Below are 16,408 nucleotides of genomic sequence, written 5' to 3'. Positions count from 1 at the left end.
AGAGAACAGCTATTCACGGAAGTTATAAAGACTTGCGTCAATCATCTTAATTGAACCGCCGTATACGGAACCGTACGTACGGTGGTGTGAGAGGACGGGAGTTAATCGCTCCCTCCTACTCGATTATAAATGTATGGACGCTTCAATATGTATTTATTAAAAATGTTTATCTAATCCACTATGTTTCTTAAATAGATTTAGATTTATAAAACACTATAGTATTGGATAAATTTCAAATTCCGCATTAACATCTACTAATTCTCCAATTAGAAGTCCTCCAGATTCTAACCTTGCATTATAAGTTAAGTCAAAATCTTTTCTGTTGATTTTCGCTGCTGCTGAAAATCCATATGTATCTTGTCCCCAAGGGCTTTTAACATGTCCTTTATAAGTCGTTTCAAAGATCACAGGTTTTGTTACTTCTTTTATTGTCATATCACCATGTATGTAAAATTTATTATGATCGATTTGTTCTATGCTTGTTACGTTATAAGTGATTTTTGGATATTTATCCGCATAAAAAAACTCGTTTGAAGTTAAATGTTGATCTCTCAATAAATCGTTTGTTGAAATACTGGCTACATCAATTTCTATACTAATGTTTGCATTTATTAAATCTTCAATTGAATCTGCTTCGATTTCCGCATGATAAGAATTAAAGTGGCCTATTACATTTGCTATCATCATATGTTTTACAGAAAAAGTGATGGAAGAGTGGGAAAAATCTACAGCAAACTTTTTCATTTTTTCACCTGCTTTCAACATTCTTATTTTCATAATAGTTTATTATAATGTTAGAGACAATACTTGGAAGTATTATTTATAGTCTAAACTTTTATAACTAATGGAAAACATGGTACACTTATCGAGGAAAGATTTATGTTTTGAAAAGTTGGAAAATAATCGTAAAATTCTTGCAATTAAAGCATATATTTGCTTGTCAAAAAGTATACAATTACAGATACAAGGTTTAATACAGGAAAGGAATATGCTTTTATGACAATTGAACAATGGGTTAAGGATTTATCTGGGGTTACAAATAAAGAAAATATAAAAATAAACGAATCGTTAAAAAAATATACAATGACACAACTTGGAGGAAATGCTGATATATTAGTCATGCCGGAGACGGAAGAGGAAGTTGAGGCAATTGTACAGTATACGTATAACCATCAAATTCCGTTGTTAATTTTAGGAAATGGTTCTAACATGATTGTTCGTGACGGTGGCGTTCGTGGAATTGTAATGAATTTATCGAAACTCAATCAAATAAAAATTGAAGGAACCGAAGTGTATGCACAAAGTGGAGCACTTATTATGGATGTTTCCAAAAAAGCAGCAGAAGCAAGTTTAACAGGCTTAGAATTTGCTTGTGGAATTCCAGGTTCAGTAGGTGGAGCAATGGCGATGAACGCCGGTGCTTACGGTGGAGAAATCAATGACATCATCGTTCATTCCACAGTACTAACTAGGGAAGGAAAGCGTCTTGTATTATCAAAAGAAGAATTGGAATTAGGTTATCGAAAAAGCATTATAGCTCAGAAGAACTATATTGTGCTTTCATCATTATTCCGACTAGAAAAAGGTAATAAAGAAGAAATTGATGCAAAAATTGCAGATTTGACTTATAAACGACAATCTAAACAGCCGTTAGAATATCCTTCAGCAGGAAGCGTATTTAAACGCCCACCAGGTTATTTTGCTGGAAAATTAATTCAAGATAGTGGTCTTCAAGGAAAAGGGGTTGGCGGAGCAGAAGTTTCTACAAAACATGCTGGATTTATTATTAATAAAGGAAACGCAACTGCGACGGATTATATAGAAACAATCAAAATGGTCCAAAAAGTTGTAAAAGAAAAATTTGGTGTTGAGCTAGAACTTGAAGTGAAAATTGTTGGAGAAGATTAATGTCCAAGATAAATCATTGGAAATTTCCCAATTGAATCTTTATTATTCATAGGGAGGCAGCAACCTTCATTAAAAAGGTTGCTTCTCCCTTATTTTGCTTTTCTTTAAATTTTTCATACATAGTAGGTGGGAAAGTGAAATTTATTTCGTGGAATGTTAATGGAATACGAGCTTGTTTAAAGAAAGGATTTTTAGACTACTTTAATAGAATGGATGCAGATTTTTTTTGTATTCAAGAAACGAAATGTCAAGCGGGACAAGTAGAACTGCCGCTAAAAGGATATTATCAGTATTGGAACTATGCAGAGAAAAAGGGGTATTCAGGAACAGCAGTTTTTACGAAGCATAAACCTCTCTCCGTAAAATATGGAGTCGGAGAAATGGATTCTGAATCAGAAGGCAGAATTATTACATTAGAATACGATTCATTTTATTTAGTAAATGTGTATACACCAAATTCACAGAGGGATTTAGCAAGATTGGATAAACGATTGCAATGGGAAGATGATTTATTCGATTATTTGAAAGCGTTAGATCGTAAGAAGCCTGTTATTTATTGTGGAGATTTAAATGTCGCTCATCAAGAAATTGATTTAAAAAATGCCAAATCCAATATCGGAAATTCTGGGTTTACCTTTGAAGAAAGGGAAAAAATGACAAGATTATTATCAGAAGGTTTTACTGATACGTTTCGATATTTATATCCAAACCGAACAGATGCATATACTTGGTGGTCCTATATGAATAAAGTAAGAGAACGAAATATTGGATGGCGTATCGATTATTTTATCGTTTCAGATTTGATTGTCGATGCGATCATAAATAGTGAAATACATTCTGAAATTTTAGGAAGTGACCACTGTCCAATTGTTTTGGAATTAAATGAAAATTTATTAGTTCATAAATAATAGGCAATTATCAATAATAGATATCCCTACTAAAGATATAGCATTCAGGATAAAATGTAAAAATGTTAATAAAAATGGCAAATTTTGAAATAATTATACAAGATGAAATTGTATTTATATGGGATTATTATGAAAAAATAACTTGATACTATTGAGTATTTTGTTCTATCCGTTTATAGTATTAATTAATAAAAGTATAGTTTGAACGGAGAGAAAAAATAAATGTCACAACTAAGATTAGTGAATGTAATGGAAGAAATAGTAAGTGGACTTGTTCGTTATTTTTTACGAAGTGTGGAATATCAAACATTCTGTAATTGTGAAGAATGCGAATTAAATATAGTGGCAAATGTGTTAAATAATTTGCCTACATATTATGTGGTTTCTTTAAATGCTCGAGAAGAAGCGTTTAACGAATTAAAGGACTCAAGAAATATAGAAAACATTAATAAGGAAATCATACGTGCTATTCATGCAGTGGGCAAAAGAAGGGGTCATGTAGAGTAATGATGTCCAAAAAGTTGAAAACTAAACTTTTTGGACATTTTTGTTTGATTCTTTTGCCGTTAAAAGTTACATTTTTTAGTTACATTGTAGTAAACTGAATATGATAGACGAAAGTGAGGGGTCGTGTTATGCCAACACCTAGTATGGAAGATCATATCGAACAAATATATTTATTAATTGAAACAAAAGGATATGCCCGGGTGTCTGACATAGCTGAAGCTTTATCGGTTTTACCTTCCTCCGTAACAAAAATGGTGCAGAAACTAGATAAAGACGGTTATTTGGTATATGAAAAATACAGAGGGTTAACACTTACACCAAAGGGAGAAAAGCTTGGGAAGCGACTTGTTAAAAGACATGAACTTCTTGAGCAATTTTTAAGACTCATTGGTGTTGATGAAGATAAGATTTATGAAGATGTGGAAGGGATTGAACATCATTTAAGTTGGAATTCAATCGACCGCATCGCAGATTTAGTTCAATTGTTAGAAGAAGATGAGGAAATTGTAAAAAAGCTTGAAAAAATGAAACAACAACCATAATTTATTGGCGGAAGGGAAGCAATAATGAAAGATTTAAAAGCTGGTCAAGTAGTAGAGCTAACAGTCCTAGAGAAAGCTGGTTCAAGGTGGATACTGACAAATGGTGAACTAGAAATCCCACTTAATAGTTCTGAAGTAGCTACCCCTCTCACAGTAGGAGATCGTATAAAGGTATTTTTATATGCGAATCGCCGTGGGGAGTTATTAGCGACAACAATGGTACCGCATATTATTCAAGGAGAATATGGATGGGCAAAGGTATTAAAAATCTCGAATGAAGGTGCTGTTGTAGATATCGGCTCAACTCGGGAAGCCCTTGTGAAAGCAGAAGATTTACCAAAAATTCGTTCTTTATGGCCTAAGGCAGGAGATCACTTATTTATTACGTTGTATACAAATCGAAAGGGCGAATTGTTTGGGCGTCTCATAACAGAAGAAAAGGTAAGTGAGTTGTACGAAGAGGCTTCTGAAAAATTGTTTAATAAAAATATAATGGCTCGAGCTTATCGGCTATTGCCAGTAGGTTCGTTTTTATTAGGTATAGATCATCCTTATCGAATATTTGTACACCATAGTGAAATGGAATCTGAACCAAGGCTAGGGCAAGACGTAGAAGTTCGGATTATTGCTGTCAAGGAAGATGGAACAATGAATGGTTCCATGCTACCTCGCAGTCACGAAAGACTCAGCAATGATGCTGAGAAGATTTATGAGTACCTACAAAGTGTAGGAGGAAAGATGCCTTTTAGCGATAAGTCGACTCCGGAAGAGATTTATGCAATGTTTGATATGAGTAAAGGTGCATTTAAACGAGCTTTAGGTGTGCTCATGAAACAAAAAAAAGTAAAACAAGAAGATGGTTGGACGGAAATAATTTAATGCTTCTATGAATAGACACAAAAGGACAGTACGGAAACCTTTTGTGTTTTTTATTCGTACTAATTATGAGCAAACCTGAAGTTTAGGTTTGAAAGGAGAATTATGAATGAAGAAATGGTTGTCAATCATAGCTGGTTTGTTTTTCATGTTCAGTACGCTTATGCCTGGACAAGCATTAGCCACTCCTAAAACGATTAACGAAAAACTAGGTGTTCCAATAGTGGTTTATGGTGCAAACCTTTCAGATACTGAAAAAGAAATGGTACGAGAAGTATTAAGAGTAGATGAAGAACAAGAAGTAGATGAAATCATCGTTTCCGGTCAAGACTTAGTAAAATACATTAGTAATAGTAATCCAAATGCTCGCATGTATTCTTCAGCCAAAATTACTCGAGAAGAAGAGGGGAAAGGCCTTACAGTCAGCATCGTAACGCCGGAAAATATAACAGAAGTGACATCTGAAATGTATGCGAATGCCATGTTGACGGCGGGCCTAGAAGATGCAACAGTGGAAGTAGCCGCTCCAAAGCCAGTAACGGGACATTCAGCCCTTGTTGGAATTTACAAAGCATATGAAGTAAAAACAGGAGAAACATTAGATATTGAAAGAACAGATGTTGCAAACGAAGAATTATATGTCGCAACAGAACTTGCTGATAACGCAAATATTAGCGATGAACAAGTTGCGCAGTTATTAACGGAGATTAAAAAGCAAATTGCTGAAATTGATCCACAAACAAGGGAAGAAGTGGAGAAAATAGTAACAGATCAATTATCAAAATTACAAATTGAGTTAAGTGATGCTGATAGACAAATGTTGATTGATTTAATGGACCGAATTCGACAGCTGGATATTGATTTTTCAAAATGGGCAGATCAATTGTCAAACATCAGTTCAAAGATTGAAGAAAAGTTTGGAAATCTTCTGCATGATGAAGGATTTTGGGAAAAAGTGAAAAACTTCTTTAGCAAATTAATCGAAACAATTTCCTCATGGTTCTCATCTTCTGAAGAACAGGAAGCAAACTAAATTACAATGCATGTTCCCTATGATATAGTAATTCAAAAAGGGGTGGAATGTTTATGGAATTTAAACTTGTTGAAAGAGGGACGAACTACTTTGCTTTTGAGTATGAAAAAGATGGGAAAATGTTAGCAGAAATTACGTGGAATCAGCATGATGGAATAATGGATATGACGCATACCTTCGTTTCACCAGAGCTTCGTGGGCAAGGTGTCGCGAAAAAATTATTAGAACGGGCAGTGGAATATGCGAGGGAACATCAATATAAAATGAATCCTATATGCTCTTACGTCGTGAATGAGTTTCGTAGTGGTGTATATGATGATGTAAAAGCGTAAAAGATAAGTGACATAAGAACATTATGTTTTTATGTCACTTTTTTTATTGTCAGTAAGAAAAGAAAATGAAAGGAGTTATTTCCATGGCAAAAGGGAAAGGTGTTGTATTGACTGCATTTGTAGCAGGTGTAGCAGCATTTCTCAGCAAAAAAGAAAATCGAGATAAAACGATGAAGATGATAAAAAATATGAGGACAACATTCTCGAAGGAAACTGACTTTGGTGAAAAGCGTTATAGCAAAAATAATAATAATGATTTAAAAGAAATTGCTGAAACGGCTGCAGATGATACTGAAACAAAAATTAGAGAAAACAATATGATTGCAGAAAGTGGCCTACAAACGGCGGTTATTTATTATAACGAAAACAATCAAGAAGTTAGATAACTATTTTAGTGCAAGGTTGGGATAACGAACTCAAAAGAAAAATGGTCGCAGTAGCGACGAGAATTGTGGAAACTTGTTTTGACTACCACAGGAGCAAATCATAAAATAATTTGAGGATGTCTAGAATATTTTCGGCTTTCTAGACACCCCCCAATCGGCCATTTTATTTAGCGCGGTGTTATTGTCCCAACCTTGCAATTGTTTATGCTTTATTATCAATCTGTTTTCTTTAAAGCCCATCATAATACATATTGATAGTTTGGAAATTTTCTTAATATGTGGAAGCTTTGAACGTATTCGATTGATGTAATGTTCTAAAAAAATAGCACAAACCAATGATTAGTTTGTGCTATTAATAAAATCATACATTATTTTACTTCTACTTCTTTTTTCATCGTGTTGTTTTTCAATAGGTTCACGTGCCAGCTTAATGCTTCCTCTAAAATATGAGGAGTTTGAACATTTCCGTATTTTTCTACTGCTCGATGATAATAATCCCAAAGTTGATCTTTGAAATCTGGATGCGCACAGTTTTCAATGATTAACGGCACTCGTTCTTTTGGCGCTAGACCACGTAAGTCAGCGATACCTTGTTCAGTTACGATGATGTCCACATCATGTTCAGTATGGTCATGGTGTGAAACCATTGGAACGATGGATGAAACTGCTCCACCTTTTGCATAAGATTTTGTTACGAAAATAGTTAGACGAGCGTTACGAGCAAAGTCTCCAGAACCACCGATACCGTTCATCATTTTTGTTCCAGCTACGTGAGTAGAGTTCACGTTACCGTAAATATCTACTTCAAGTGCAGCGTTAATAGAAATTAATCCGAGGCGACGAACGATTTCTGGGTGGTTAGAAATTTCTTGAGGACGCAAGCAAATTTTATCTATATATTTTTCAATGTTGCCATATACTTTTTGCTGTGCTTCAGCAGTTAAAGTAATGGATGTTGCAGATGCAAAGTTTACTTTTCCAGCGTCGATCAAATTAAATACAGCATCTTGTAAACATTCAGAGTAAACTTGTAAATTTTCAAATTCAGATTCTTTAAAGCCGTCTAAAACAGCATTTGCTACAGATCCAACTCCAGATTGAATCGGCATTAATTGGTTTGTTAAACGTCCAGCTTTAATTTCAGAACGGAAGAAGTCTAATAATAAATTTGCCATTCTTTGTGTTTCTTCATCTGGATCAACGATTAGTGAAGGAGCATCTGGCTCTTCAGAAATGACAATTGCTTTAATTTTCTCTGGGTTAACGCGAATTCCTTTTTCACCGATTCGTTGGTTTGCATTTGTTAAAGGAATTGGTTCACGCTCACCTTGAGGACCAGGAATATAAATATCATGAATACCAATTAAAGTTTCTGGATGGGAAATATTTAATTCAAGAATGATATTTTCAGCGTATTGTGCAAAAATTGGTGCGTTACCTACAGATGTAGTTGGAATAAGTAATCCATCTTCAGTAATTGCACAAACTTCAATAATTGCATATTGAATTGGACCGATAATTCCTTGACGTACTAACTCAGCATTGTGTGAAAGGTGTGCATCTACATATAGAATGTCACCTTTGTTGATCAAATTACGCATTGCTCTTTCGCCTTGGTAAGGTCCACGTTTACGAATAACGCCAGCTTCTGCAAGGTAATGGTCTACTTCAGGTCCAAGTGAAGCACCAGTATATACATCAATTTTGAATTGTTCTTTTTTTGCTCGTTCAACAAGAGCCATAGGAACAACTTTCGCATCCCCTGCACGTGTAAAACCACTCATGCCGACTACTGCACCATCTGGGATAAGGGCAGCTGCTTCTTCGGCAGATACAATACGTTCTTTTAATTGTGGTATACCAATTCTTTTTTCAATGATTGAATTCATATAATCCTCCCCTTTATTGATGTTCGTGTTGAACAGAGAAAAAAGCTTGTAAGAATTTTCAGTATATTGAGCGAGTAACGTTGCCATGCTCAAGAATACATTAATAATAGCACTTCTTTGTCACACAATCTTCAAATGTTGCATGAAAATGCTTAATTATCGTTTGAACGAGAAAATACGAGATTTTTCGACAAAAAATTATTTTAGAAAATTAAAAAACTATATAAATATGTTGGTTGATATAAAAAAACGCCGCTTTCTCAAAGGAAAACGGCAATTTTATTTAAAAAATTTATATGATGAAATTGCTGCAAAGTATGTGCCAAAACACTTTCGTTAGCGAAATATTAGAAACCTAATGAACGACGGAAGTAGCTTGCATATCTTTGGCTTACAGGAATTCTAGTACCATCTTTCATAACTAAAAGGAATGTTGAATGGGAATCAGGTTGAATTTCATCAATATAATCGATGTTTACGATATATGAACGATGGCAACGAATAAAATGGTCGTTGGATAGGAACAGTTCAAGATCGCTTAGATTTAAACGATGGAATCCTTCTTTATCCATTGTTTTTACGAAAGTTTTGCGAAGTTGAGTTTCTAAATAAACAACTTCATTATGTTTAATTGGATACCAGCAATCATCAACTTTGATTGTAATGTAGTTTGTTAAAAAAGGTGATGGCTTTTGAGGGAAAATAGCAGTGACAGCCCCTTTAATTTCTCCTTCAGTAATTAAAGGGATACTCATACCATAGTAAGGAACGCCAAAAACATCGGATTCAATGTAAGTGTTGATTTTTTTACCATATTGTATTGCTTTATATGCAGCAGAACCTTCTTTAATTGGGTCGCCAGGTTTAATTTTTAAGTCCACATGTTTACTTGGCTGATAATATATATATTCTTTAGTATCTGAAATAGCGATGGATGTATTTTCAGGGAAGAATTCTTTAATGACATCCATAATTTCTTCTATTTCTTTTGGATCCACTCTAAAACACCTCGTTTGTCCACATTTATAATTTTAATAATTTCTATTTTACTACATATTTTTAGAAAAGAAATAGAGAAGAATGTAATAACATAAGAACATTTTGCATCTGAGTTAATGAAAAAATTTGTTGAAAAATCTAGTTCTATTTTATTAGGAAATATATATTATTGAAAAACAGAAATCACATTTCCATAGTGTGAATCAAAGATAATATTCATCGGTAATTTAATTAGGAAATGGGAGTTGAAAAAAAAACGAAAATTATGGTAATATTCACTTTAGTTATAAATATTTATTTAAATTTTCAATTTTTTTCGGTCTTTAGGACAGATTTTTAGTATGAAACTAATCAAATTGTCACCTTTTTCATATTAAAAAATTTTTATTTATAGCATTTTTATGATTGGTTATATTAGTATAGTAACTATTGACATATATACGATTGATGCAAATTTCATTCTGAAGAAAGATGGGGTATTTTATGCAACTACACCAACAATCAATTTCTGAAACGATTTCGAAGAGATATTTTCAAGAAATTGACAGTATTAATCAATACACCGGTATTGAAGAATTTTTTACCATTGAATCACGTCTGTTATTTGAAATATTCCATTTGGAGGCAGATAAGGCGAAAAAATCATTGCACGAGCTAATTGATATCTTATCAATTCGTTTTGGAAAGCAAGTTATTAAAGAAGTTAGAAATTATTTTATGACACTTTCCTCGATTGTTGCAAGAAAACTTATGGAGAATCAAGTGCCTTCGAAGAAAGCCTTTGCCTTTAATGTTGCTTGTATAGACATGATTCAAAATAAAATGAAAGATGCAGAGTTCTTACAGTTTGCTGATGAGTTAATAGACTTTTATGTAAGTTTTATTGCGGATCGAAAACAACCTACATTCCGTCATCAAACTGTCAATAAAGTAATCATGTACATAAATGATGAATTAGAAAATGATTTAACGGTAGAAAGTATTGCGCAAAAATTTCATATTAGTACAAGCCACCTGTCCCGCATTTTCCGTGAACATGTAGGAATTACATTGGTAGAATACTTAAATGTAAGAAGAGTAGAAGAATCCCAATACTATTTAAGACATACAAATAAAAGCATTACATCCATTTCTGAACAATTCCATTTTTGCAACCAAAGTTATTTTACTCGTATTTTTAAAAAGTATACCGGAGTTACACCGAAACACTTCAGAGATGAATTGCATCATGATTTTTTTAGATTCGAACTTCCAGAAACAGCAAACGTCGAAAAAGAAAAAATATAAAGTTGTTTTTCATTTTGACACCTGCTGTTTGAAATTATAAAGTATATTCCGTATACTTCAATTTAGTTAGAATTTAATAGTAGGTGGAAAAATGAAAAAACTAATGCTGTTTTCACTTTTCGGCATCATGTTACTAGTGTTATCAGGATGCCAAGCAGTTGAAAATCAAGAAGGATTCTTTTATCATACCTTTGTCAAGCCAATGGATTGGTTGTTGAATACGCTTGGCGAATGGTTTGGCGGTAGTTATGGTTTAGCGATTATTGCGATTACAATTCTCATTCGTCTTATTTTGATGCCTTTTATGTTGCGTAATTATCGCCAACAATCGATTATGAAATCCAAAATGGATGTTATTAAGCCTAAAATGGATGAAATCCAAGAAAGATTAAAAAAGGCAACAACAAAAGAAGAACAAATGAAAATTCAACAAGAAATGTTAGCCTTATACCGTGAACATAATATTAACCCGTTAAATTTAGGATGCTTGCCGATTTTAATTCAAATGCCGATCATCATGGGGCTATACTTTGCTATTCTGTATTCAGACGAGGTAAAAACTCACGAATTTTTATGGTTTAATTTAGGAACACCGGATTTCGTTATAACGGCAATAGCTGGAATTGTTTATTTCATACAAGCGAGAGTTTCATTATGGACAGTTCCAGAAGCTCAAAAGCAACAAATGAAAATGATGATTTATATCTCGCCGATTATGATTGTAATCATCTCAATTTCGTCCATGGCGGCATTACCGTTATATTGGTCCGTCAGCGGGATATTACTAATTTTACAAACCTATATAGGAAGAAAATATTATTCTGAGCATCCAGTTGAAGAAGCAAAATAAGTAGTTTAGTCGAGTCTAAATGGGCTCGACTAATTTTTTTGAAGTAAATATGAGAAAATAGTGTTAAAATAATAGAGCGTGTTTTGAAATGAGACGGGATTAGGTGATTTTATGAAAAACAAAAAAAAGCATTATACACTACTTGGTATTTTGTTGATAATGATCATTGCTATTGTCTCCATCGTTTTCATTAATAACAATCTGAACAATGAGAGTGAAACAATTAAAACGGAAGATCAGGCTATTTCAGAAGAAAAAGAAAATGGGCTTGAAGAAGCAAAGGAAAATTCTGAAGTATTAGAAGATGAATTGGAAAATTCCAGCGACTCACAAGATGAAGGAAAAGTTGAAGGGGAAGAACCTCACCAAAAACCACAACAGCAACAACAACAGAAACCAGAAGATAAGAAATACAAAGAGAATAATGGTTATATTGAAGGGCAAACATTGCCTAGTGAGCCTACTTATATTAAGGGAGTACTGATTGCGAATAAAAAATATCCACTTCCAAAAGATTATGCACCGGGTGAAAACGTAGAAGCTCGTGCCGCTTTTGAGTTGATGGCCCAAGAAGCAAAAACATTAGGTTTTGAATTAGTAGCATTTAGTACATATCGTTCTTATGAATATCAGGAATTACTTTATAACAAATATGTAGAACGAGATGGCAAAGAGAATGCAGATCGCTACAGTGCACGTCCTGGTTATTCCGAACACCAAACAGGCTTAGCCTTTGATATTGGTGAAAAAGGCCGTGAAGATTTATGGCTTACAGAAGCGTTTGGACAATCGGAAGCTGGTAAATGGTTAGCAGAGAATGCACATAGATACGGCTTTATATTAAGATATCCGAAAGGGAAAGAGCACATTACAGGTTATATGTATGAATCTTGGCATTTTCGTTATTTAGGTGTGGAGCTTGCAACTAAAGTAAAAGATTCAGGATTAACTTTAGAAGAATATTTGGGAATTGATAAATAAAAAGAATTCGTTTTTCCAAAGGTTTTTTTGGAAAAACGAATTCTTTATAATATTGGAGTTAACAGTCTAGAAATTGACTCTTTAAATTTGATTATGACTGAACGATTTTCGTATTGTTCCAGTGTTAATTCTCTAGAATCTAAAATATCTTTTTCAAAGATTTCGGCTAATTCATGGCAAACAAGTTTATCATAAATAAATGCATTCACCTCAAAGTTTAATTTAAAACTTCGAACGTCGATATTAGCAGTTCCTACTGAAGCTGCTTCATCATCAATCACAATGGTTTTCGCATGGATAAATCCTTTATCGTAAATATACACTTTCGCGCCCGCCTTCAATAATTCCCCAATATAAGAATAAGTAGCCCAATAAACAAACAAATGGTCAGGTTTATTTGGAATCATAATACGAACATCGATTCCCGATAGGCTAGCCACTTCAATTGCATTTAAGAAGCTGTTATCCGGAATAAAATAAGGTGTTTGAATATAAATATACCGTTTTGCTTCCATGAGTAATTTTAAATATGCGTTTTTAATTGTTGGCCAGTCTGTATCAGGACCACTGGAGATAATTTGAATAGCCACATCCCCTTTTTTAGGAATGGCAGGAAAATAACTTTCTGAATACTCTATTTTGTGTTCGCTAGCTTGATTCCAATCTAAAATAAAGCGAGTTTGGATTGGAAGAACTGAACTGCCTTCTATGCGTAAATGGGTATCTCTCCAGTAGCCAAATTTATTGTTTAAACCTATATATTCATCCCCGACATTAAACCCACCAATGTAGCCAATTCGACCATCAATCACGACGATTTTTCGGTGGTTTCTAAAATTCAAACGCGGATTAATAAGCGGGAAAATCGAAGGGAAAAATACTTCAACTTCTCCACCTAATTCAATCAATTCTCTAAAATGTCTTTTTTTTATGCTTCTTGAACCCATTTCATCGTATAAGATTCTAATTTTGACACCCTGTTTTGCTTTTTTCTTTAATACTTCATAAATTCTTTGCCCTAAATTATCGAGCTTGAAAATGTAATATTGAATATGAACATGATCTTTTGCATTCAATATATCATTGATTAATGACTGGAATTTTTCAACTCCATCATCAAAAATTTGAACTTGATTATCCTGCGTAAGAATGGCATCTCCCGTATTTAAATTCATTTGAATAAGATTTTTATAATTTTTAACGTAGTTTTCATTAAACTGAAACGTATCATTTTCAAGGGCTTCTATTTGATATTTGATTAAATTGTCGATGCCAATATCTTTTTGTCCATCCCAGCGAAATAAATGTTTTTTTCGTAGTTGTCTGCCAAGCAATAAATATAAAATAAAGCCAATTAAGGGTAGGAAAAATAAAACAAGGATCCATGCCCAAGTGGAAGATGCATCTCTTCTCTCTAAAAAGATAATTGTAATGGCAAGAATAATATTTAAAGCAAATAAGATAGGAATGAAAGGGATTGAATTAATGATGATGCTCATTCCACACCCACCTACTCCCCCAGTAATTATATATTATTATAACGTATTTATTGATTAGATAGAAATTATTGGCATATAAAAAGGCAACCACTTGATTGGTTGCCCATTAGCTAGTACTGTTCAGCCTGCAAATATATATCAGTAAAATCACATTGGGCGAGTTTTTTGCTATTAATAAAAAATTTGATGATTCCAGAGTCTCCCCACATAATATTTTGCTCATCATCTGAAACCATTTGTAATAGTAGCGTATCATACCGTTTTAACAGGGTTGAATGGGTTCTAGTATCTTGGTGAATGAAGTAGGGATATCCTCCGATTTTATGCTCTGCTCCTAAAAAATGTTCAAAATAATGTTCTTCAAGTGTACGTCCATCATGAAGCTGTTTATTTAGATCTGAGTGACTGATATATTTGGTTAATCGATAATCCATTGCAGAAACTGGTTCGACCGTATAGATAAATCGGAGTGACATCTCATTTCTTATCGGAGAGTATGCAAAGTTTGGCAGAAATGAAAAATCTGTGACTAGTTCATGTTCAGGTAATATATTGGGATAATAGCGAACTTTAAAATAATGTTGAAAAATCTCTTCGGTCAGTTGATACTTTGCTAATGAAGGTGAAATGAAAAATTGCAATATTCCTCGTGAAGGAAATGGATGAAACGAATGACATTGTTCAAAATTTATTTGAGCAAGAAGTATTAAATAATTCCCATCTATATCTTTTGGATACTTCATAGTTTTTGGTAAATATGGATAACCAGCAAATTTACTATCAGTGAAATTGGTTTGTTGAATGGTAGGTAAAATATTTATTGCTTTTAATACTGATGCTTCTAGTCTTGTACGAATCCCTTCAAATTGGGACGGCAATCGTAACAAATATGAAAAGTCCAAGTTCTATCCTCCAACACATTTTTATTATTCTTATAACCGTTTGTAGTAAATATATGCATAAAAATATGTTGTTACCTTTTCTAAAATATGAAAAAGGGGCGCTTGAAAGGATTTAGCGCTCCCTTTTTATTGATAATTAGCTATTTATTCAAGTTCAGTGCGAAGGGATTTTTTTGAACGACTGAAAATGAAAATGAATACGATGATAATCAAACTAATGATGAACGAGATGTAATAAGTTAGAGACATTCCAATTTTAAATAAAACAGTGAAAAATAACGGTCCGATAATTCGGCCTAAGTTATCCATGGAGTAAGAAAGTCCGGCAGCGAGACCGTATTTTCCTCCGGATTCTTTAGTTGTTAGCGAAACAACACATGTTCTAGCTAATGCATTACCTGCTGTAAACACGCATAGAGCAATGCCGGCCGTTACCAGGCTAGATGTTAGAGCAATTAATAATAGCCCGATAGCAGTCACGATTTGAGCTGCAAACAGCCATTTTGTTTCTGTACCATCTTTTATTTGTCGAATGACTCCTCCTTGAATGAAAGCATCGACAAATCCACTAAACATAAATAAATATCCTAGTTGAAGGGGAGTGATGCTGATGCGATTAATTTGGAACAATTGAAATGTTGCTTCTACTCCCGCTAACGTAAATGTAACGAAAAATGAAAAGAGAAATAAATATCGAACGCGATATTGGAAAAGCGTGGATGCGCCTTTTGGTATGATTTGCCGCTTGTTTGCTTCTCCTTTTCTTTCAGGTTCTTTTAATCCAATGAGTGCGATAACAAAGAGAATGGCAATTAGAGCTGCTGACGCAGTGAAAGGAAGATGCAAACTCTTTTCACCGAGCACTCCGCCAATCGCAGGACCAAAAATGAACCCTAGACCAATCGACATGCCCATTAAGCCCATATATTTATTGCGATTCTCGTTTGTGGATATATCACTGATATATCCTGTGACAGATGTATATAAAGCCCCAGAAAACAATCCACCAACGATGCGTGAAAAATATAGCATAAATAAATGATCGATAAATAAGCTGAAAATAAGAAAACTTAAACAAAAACCAACAAGACCTACTAAGATTAAATGTTTTCTGCCAAATTTATCAGATAATTGTCCCCAAAAAGGTGCTGTAAAGAAGCTGGCTAATGCGTAAACCGTTAATAACCCGCCAACATGAACTTCATTCCATTGGTTTTGCACAATTACTTCCGGCAAAACAGGAATAATAATTCCGAATCCCAAATAAACGAGAAATTGTATAGCTAATAATAGAACAATCTTTTTCATAATGTTCCTGCCTTTATAAATTTTAAATTAGTATGAACACTGTACATTGTAACTTTACCGATTTTTGAAAACAAGTAAATTCAATATGCCATAAATTTTTAGGGCATTTTATTTGACAAGATTGTAGTTGTAACATTTTTGAAAAATTAAACGGAATAGAATCATGGTAAAATATTTTGAGGATATTTGTACGAAACTTTT

At 33.6% G+C, this 16,408-nt stretch carries 17 protein-coding genes; 11 read left to right on the top strand and 6 right to left on the bottom strand.

The annotated features are described in order from the left end of the window. Positions 1–213: 213 nt before the first annotated feature. Positions 214–744: a YceI family protein gene (locus HF990_RS11565; RefSeq protein WP_026019078.1), complete on the bottom strand. Its 531-nt coding sequence runs from the start codon at positions 742–744 to the stop codon at positions 214–216. A 252-nt stretch (positions 745–996) separates the two neighbouring features. Between HF990_RS11565 and murB the strand changes: the two genes are divergently transcribed. From murB to HF990_RS11525, 8 genes are all read left to right on the top strand, one after another. Beyond that, positions 997–1,908 (top strand): UDP-N-acetylmuramate dehydrogenase, encoded by a 912-nt coding sequence (murB, locus tag HF990_RS11560; protein ID WP_016838338.1) that lies wholly within the window; start codon positions 997–999, stop codon positions 1,906–1,908. Positions 1,909–2,042: 134 nt separating this feature from the next. After that, positions 2,043–2,816, top strand: coding sequence for an exodeoxyribonuclease III (locus tag HF990_RS11555; protein WP_016838337.1), 774 nt, complete (start codon positions 2,043–2,045; stop codon positions 2,814–2,816). Between the two features lie 222 nt (positions 2,817–3,038). Beyond that, positions 3,039–3,323: a late competence development ComFB family protein gene (locus HF990_RS11550; protein ID WP_016838336.1), complete on the top strand. Its 285-nt coding sequence runs from the start codon at positions 3,039–3,041 to the stop codon at positions 3,321–3,323. A gap of 128 nt (positions 3,324–3,451) precedes the next feature. After that, positions 3,452–3,865, top strand: a complete 414-nt coding sequence (gene mntR, locus HF990_RS11545) for a transcriptional regulator MntR (RefSeq protein WP_016838335.1) — start codon at positions 3,452–3,454, stop codon at positions 3,863–3,865. Positions 3,866–3,889: 24 nt separating this feature from the next. Continuing rightward, on the top strand, positions 3,890–4,744 hold the full coding sequence (locus HF990_RS11540) for a CvfB family protein (protein ID WP_016838334.1): 855 nt from the start codon (positions 3,890–3,892) through the stop codon (positions 4,742–4,744). A gap of 106 nt (positions 4,745–4,850) precedes the next feature. Further along, positions 4,851–5,774, top strand: a complete 924-nt coding sequence (locus tag HF990_RS11535; RefSeq protein WP_096549805.1) for a DUF1002 domain-containing protein — start codon at positions 4,851–4,853, stop codon at positions 5,772–5,774. 53 nt (positions 5,775–5,827) lie between these two features. Then, complete coding sequence (locus HF990_RS11530; RefSeq protein WP_016838332.1) at positions 5,828–6,106, top strand: GNAT family N-acetyltransferase; 279 nt, start codon at positions 5,828–5,830, stop codon at positions 6,104–6,106. Between the two features lie 83 nt (positions 6,107–6,189). Then, positions 6,190–6,492, top strand: a complete 303-nt coding sequence (locus HF990_RS11525; RefSeq protein ID WP_016838331.1) for a hypothetical protein — start codon at positions 6,190–6,192, stop codon at positions 6,490–6,492. A 368-nt stretch (positions 6,493–6,860) separates the two neighbouring features. Here HF990_RS11525 and HF990_RS11520 read toward each other — a convergent pair whose 3' ends face one another. After that, complete coding sequence (locus tag HF990_RS11520) at positions 6,861–8,381, bottom strand: succinate CoA transferase (RefSeq protein WP_016838330.1); 1,521 nt, start codon at positions 8,379–8,381, stop codon at positions 6,861–6,863. Positions 8,382–8,728: 347 nt separating this feature from the next. Then, positions 8,729–9,379, bottom strand: coding sequence for a LytTR family DNA-binding domain-containing protein (locus HF990_RS11515; RefSeq protein ID WP_016838328.1), 651 nt, complete (start codon positions 9,377–9,379; stop codon positions 8,729–8,731). A gap of 484 nt (positions 9,380–9,863) precedes the next feature. Here HF990_RS11515 and HF990_RS11510 point away from each other — a divergent pair, with 484 nt between their 5' ends. From HF990_RS11510 to HF990_RS11500, 3 genes are all read left to right on the top strand, one after another. Further along, positions 9,864–10,667 (top strand): helix-turn-helix transcriptional regulator, encoded by an 804-nt coding sequence (locus tag HF990_RS11510; RefSeq protein ID WP_016838327.1) that lies wholly within the window; start codon positions 9,864–9,866, stop codon positions 10,665–10,667. A gap of 91 nt (positions 10,668–10,758) precedes the next feature. Then, the gene (gene yidC, locus HF990_RS11505) at positions 10,759–11,517 is read left to right on the top strand and encodes a membrane protein insertase YidC (protein WP_096549802.1); all 759 of its coding nucleotides are present in this window, start codon (positions 10,759–10,761) and stop codon (positions 11,515–11,517) included. Positions 11,518–11,628: 111 nt separating this feature from the next. Further along, positions 11,629–12,498, top strand: a complete 870-nt coding sequence (locus tag HF990_RS11500) for a M15 family metallopeptidase (RefSeq protein ID WP_168412641.1) — start codon at positions 11,629–11,631, stop codon at positions 12,496–12,498. A 44-nt stretch (positions 12,499–12,542) separates the two neighbouring features. Here the strand turns inward: HF990_RS11500 and cls are convergent, their stop codons facing one another. The 3 genes from cls to HF990_RS11485 form a co-directional block, all read right to left on the bottom strand. Next, positions 12,543–13,997 carry a cardiolipin synthase gene (cls, locus tag HF990_RS11495; protein WP_168412640.1) on the bottom strand — a complete coding sequence of 485 codons (1,455 nt, stop codon included), beginning with the start codon at positions 13,995–13,997 and terminating at the stop codon, positions 12,543–12,545. A gap of 110 nt (positions 13,998–14,107) precedes the next feature. Then, the gene (locus tag HF990_RS11490) at positions 14,108–14,899 is read right to left on the bottom strand and encodes a YwqG family protein (protein WP_096549800.1); all 792 of its coding nucleotides are present in this window, start codon (positions 14,897–14,899) and stop codon (positions 14,108–14,110) included. 144 nt (positions 14,900–15,043) lie between these two features. Further along, on the bottom strand, positions 15,044–16,210 hold the full coding sequence (locus tag HF990_RS11485) for an MFS transporter (RefSeq protein WP_168412643.1): 1,167 nt from the start codon (positions 16,208–16,210) through the stop codon (positions 15,044–15,046). Between the last annotated feature and the right edge of the window lie 198 nt (positions 16,211–16,408).

The organism is Ureibacillus thermosphaericus, assembly GCF_012396605.1.
Classification (GTDB): domain Bacteria; phylum Bacillota; class Bacilli; order Bacillales_A; family Planococcaceae; genus Ureibacillus; species Ureibacillus thermosphaericus.
This window is presented reverse-complemented; position numbering and strand designations above follow the sequence as displayed.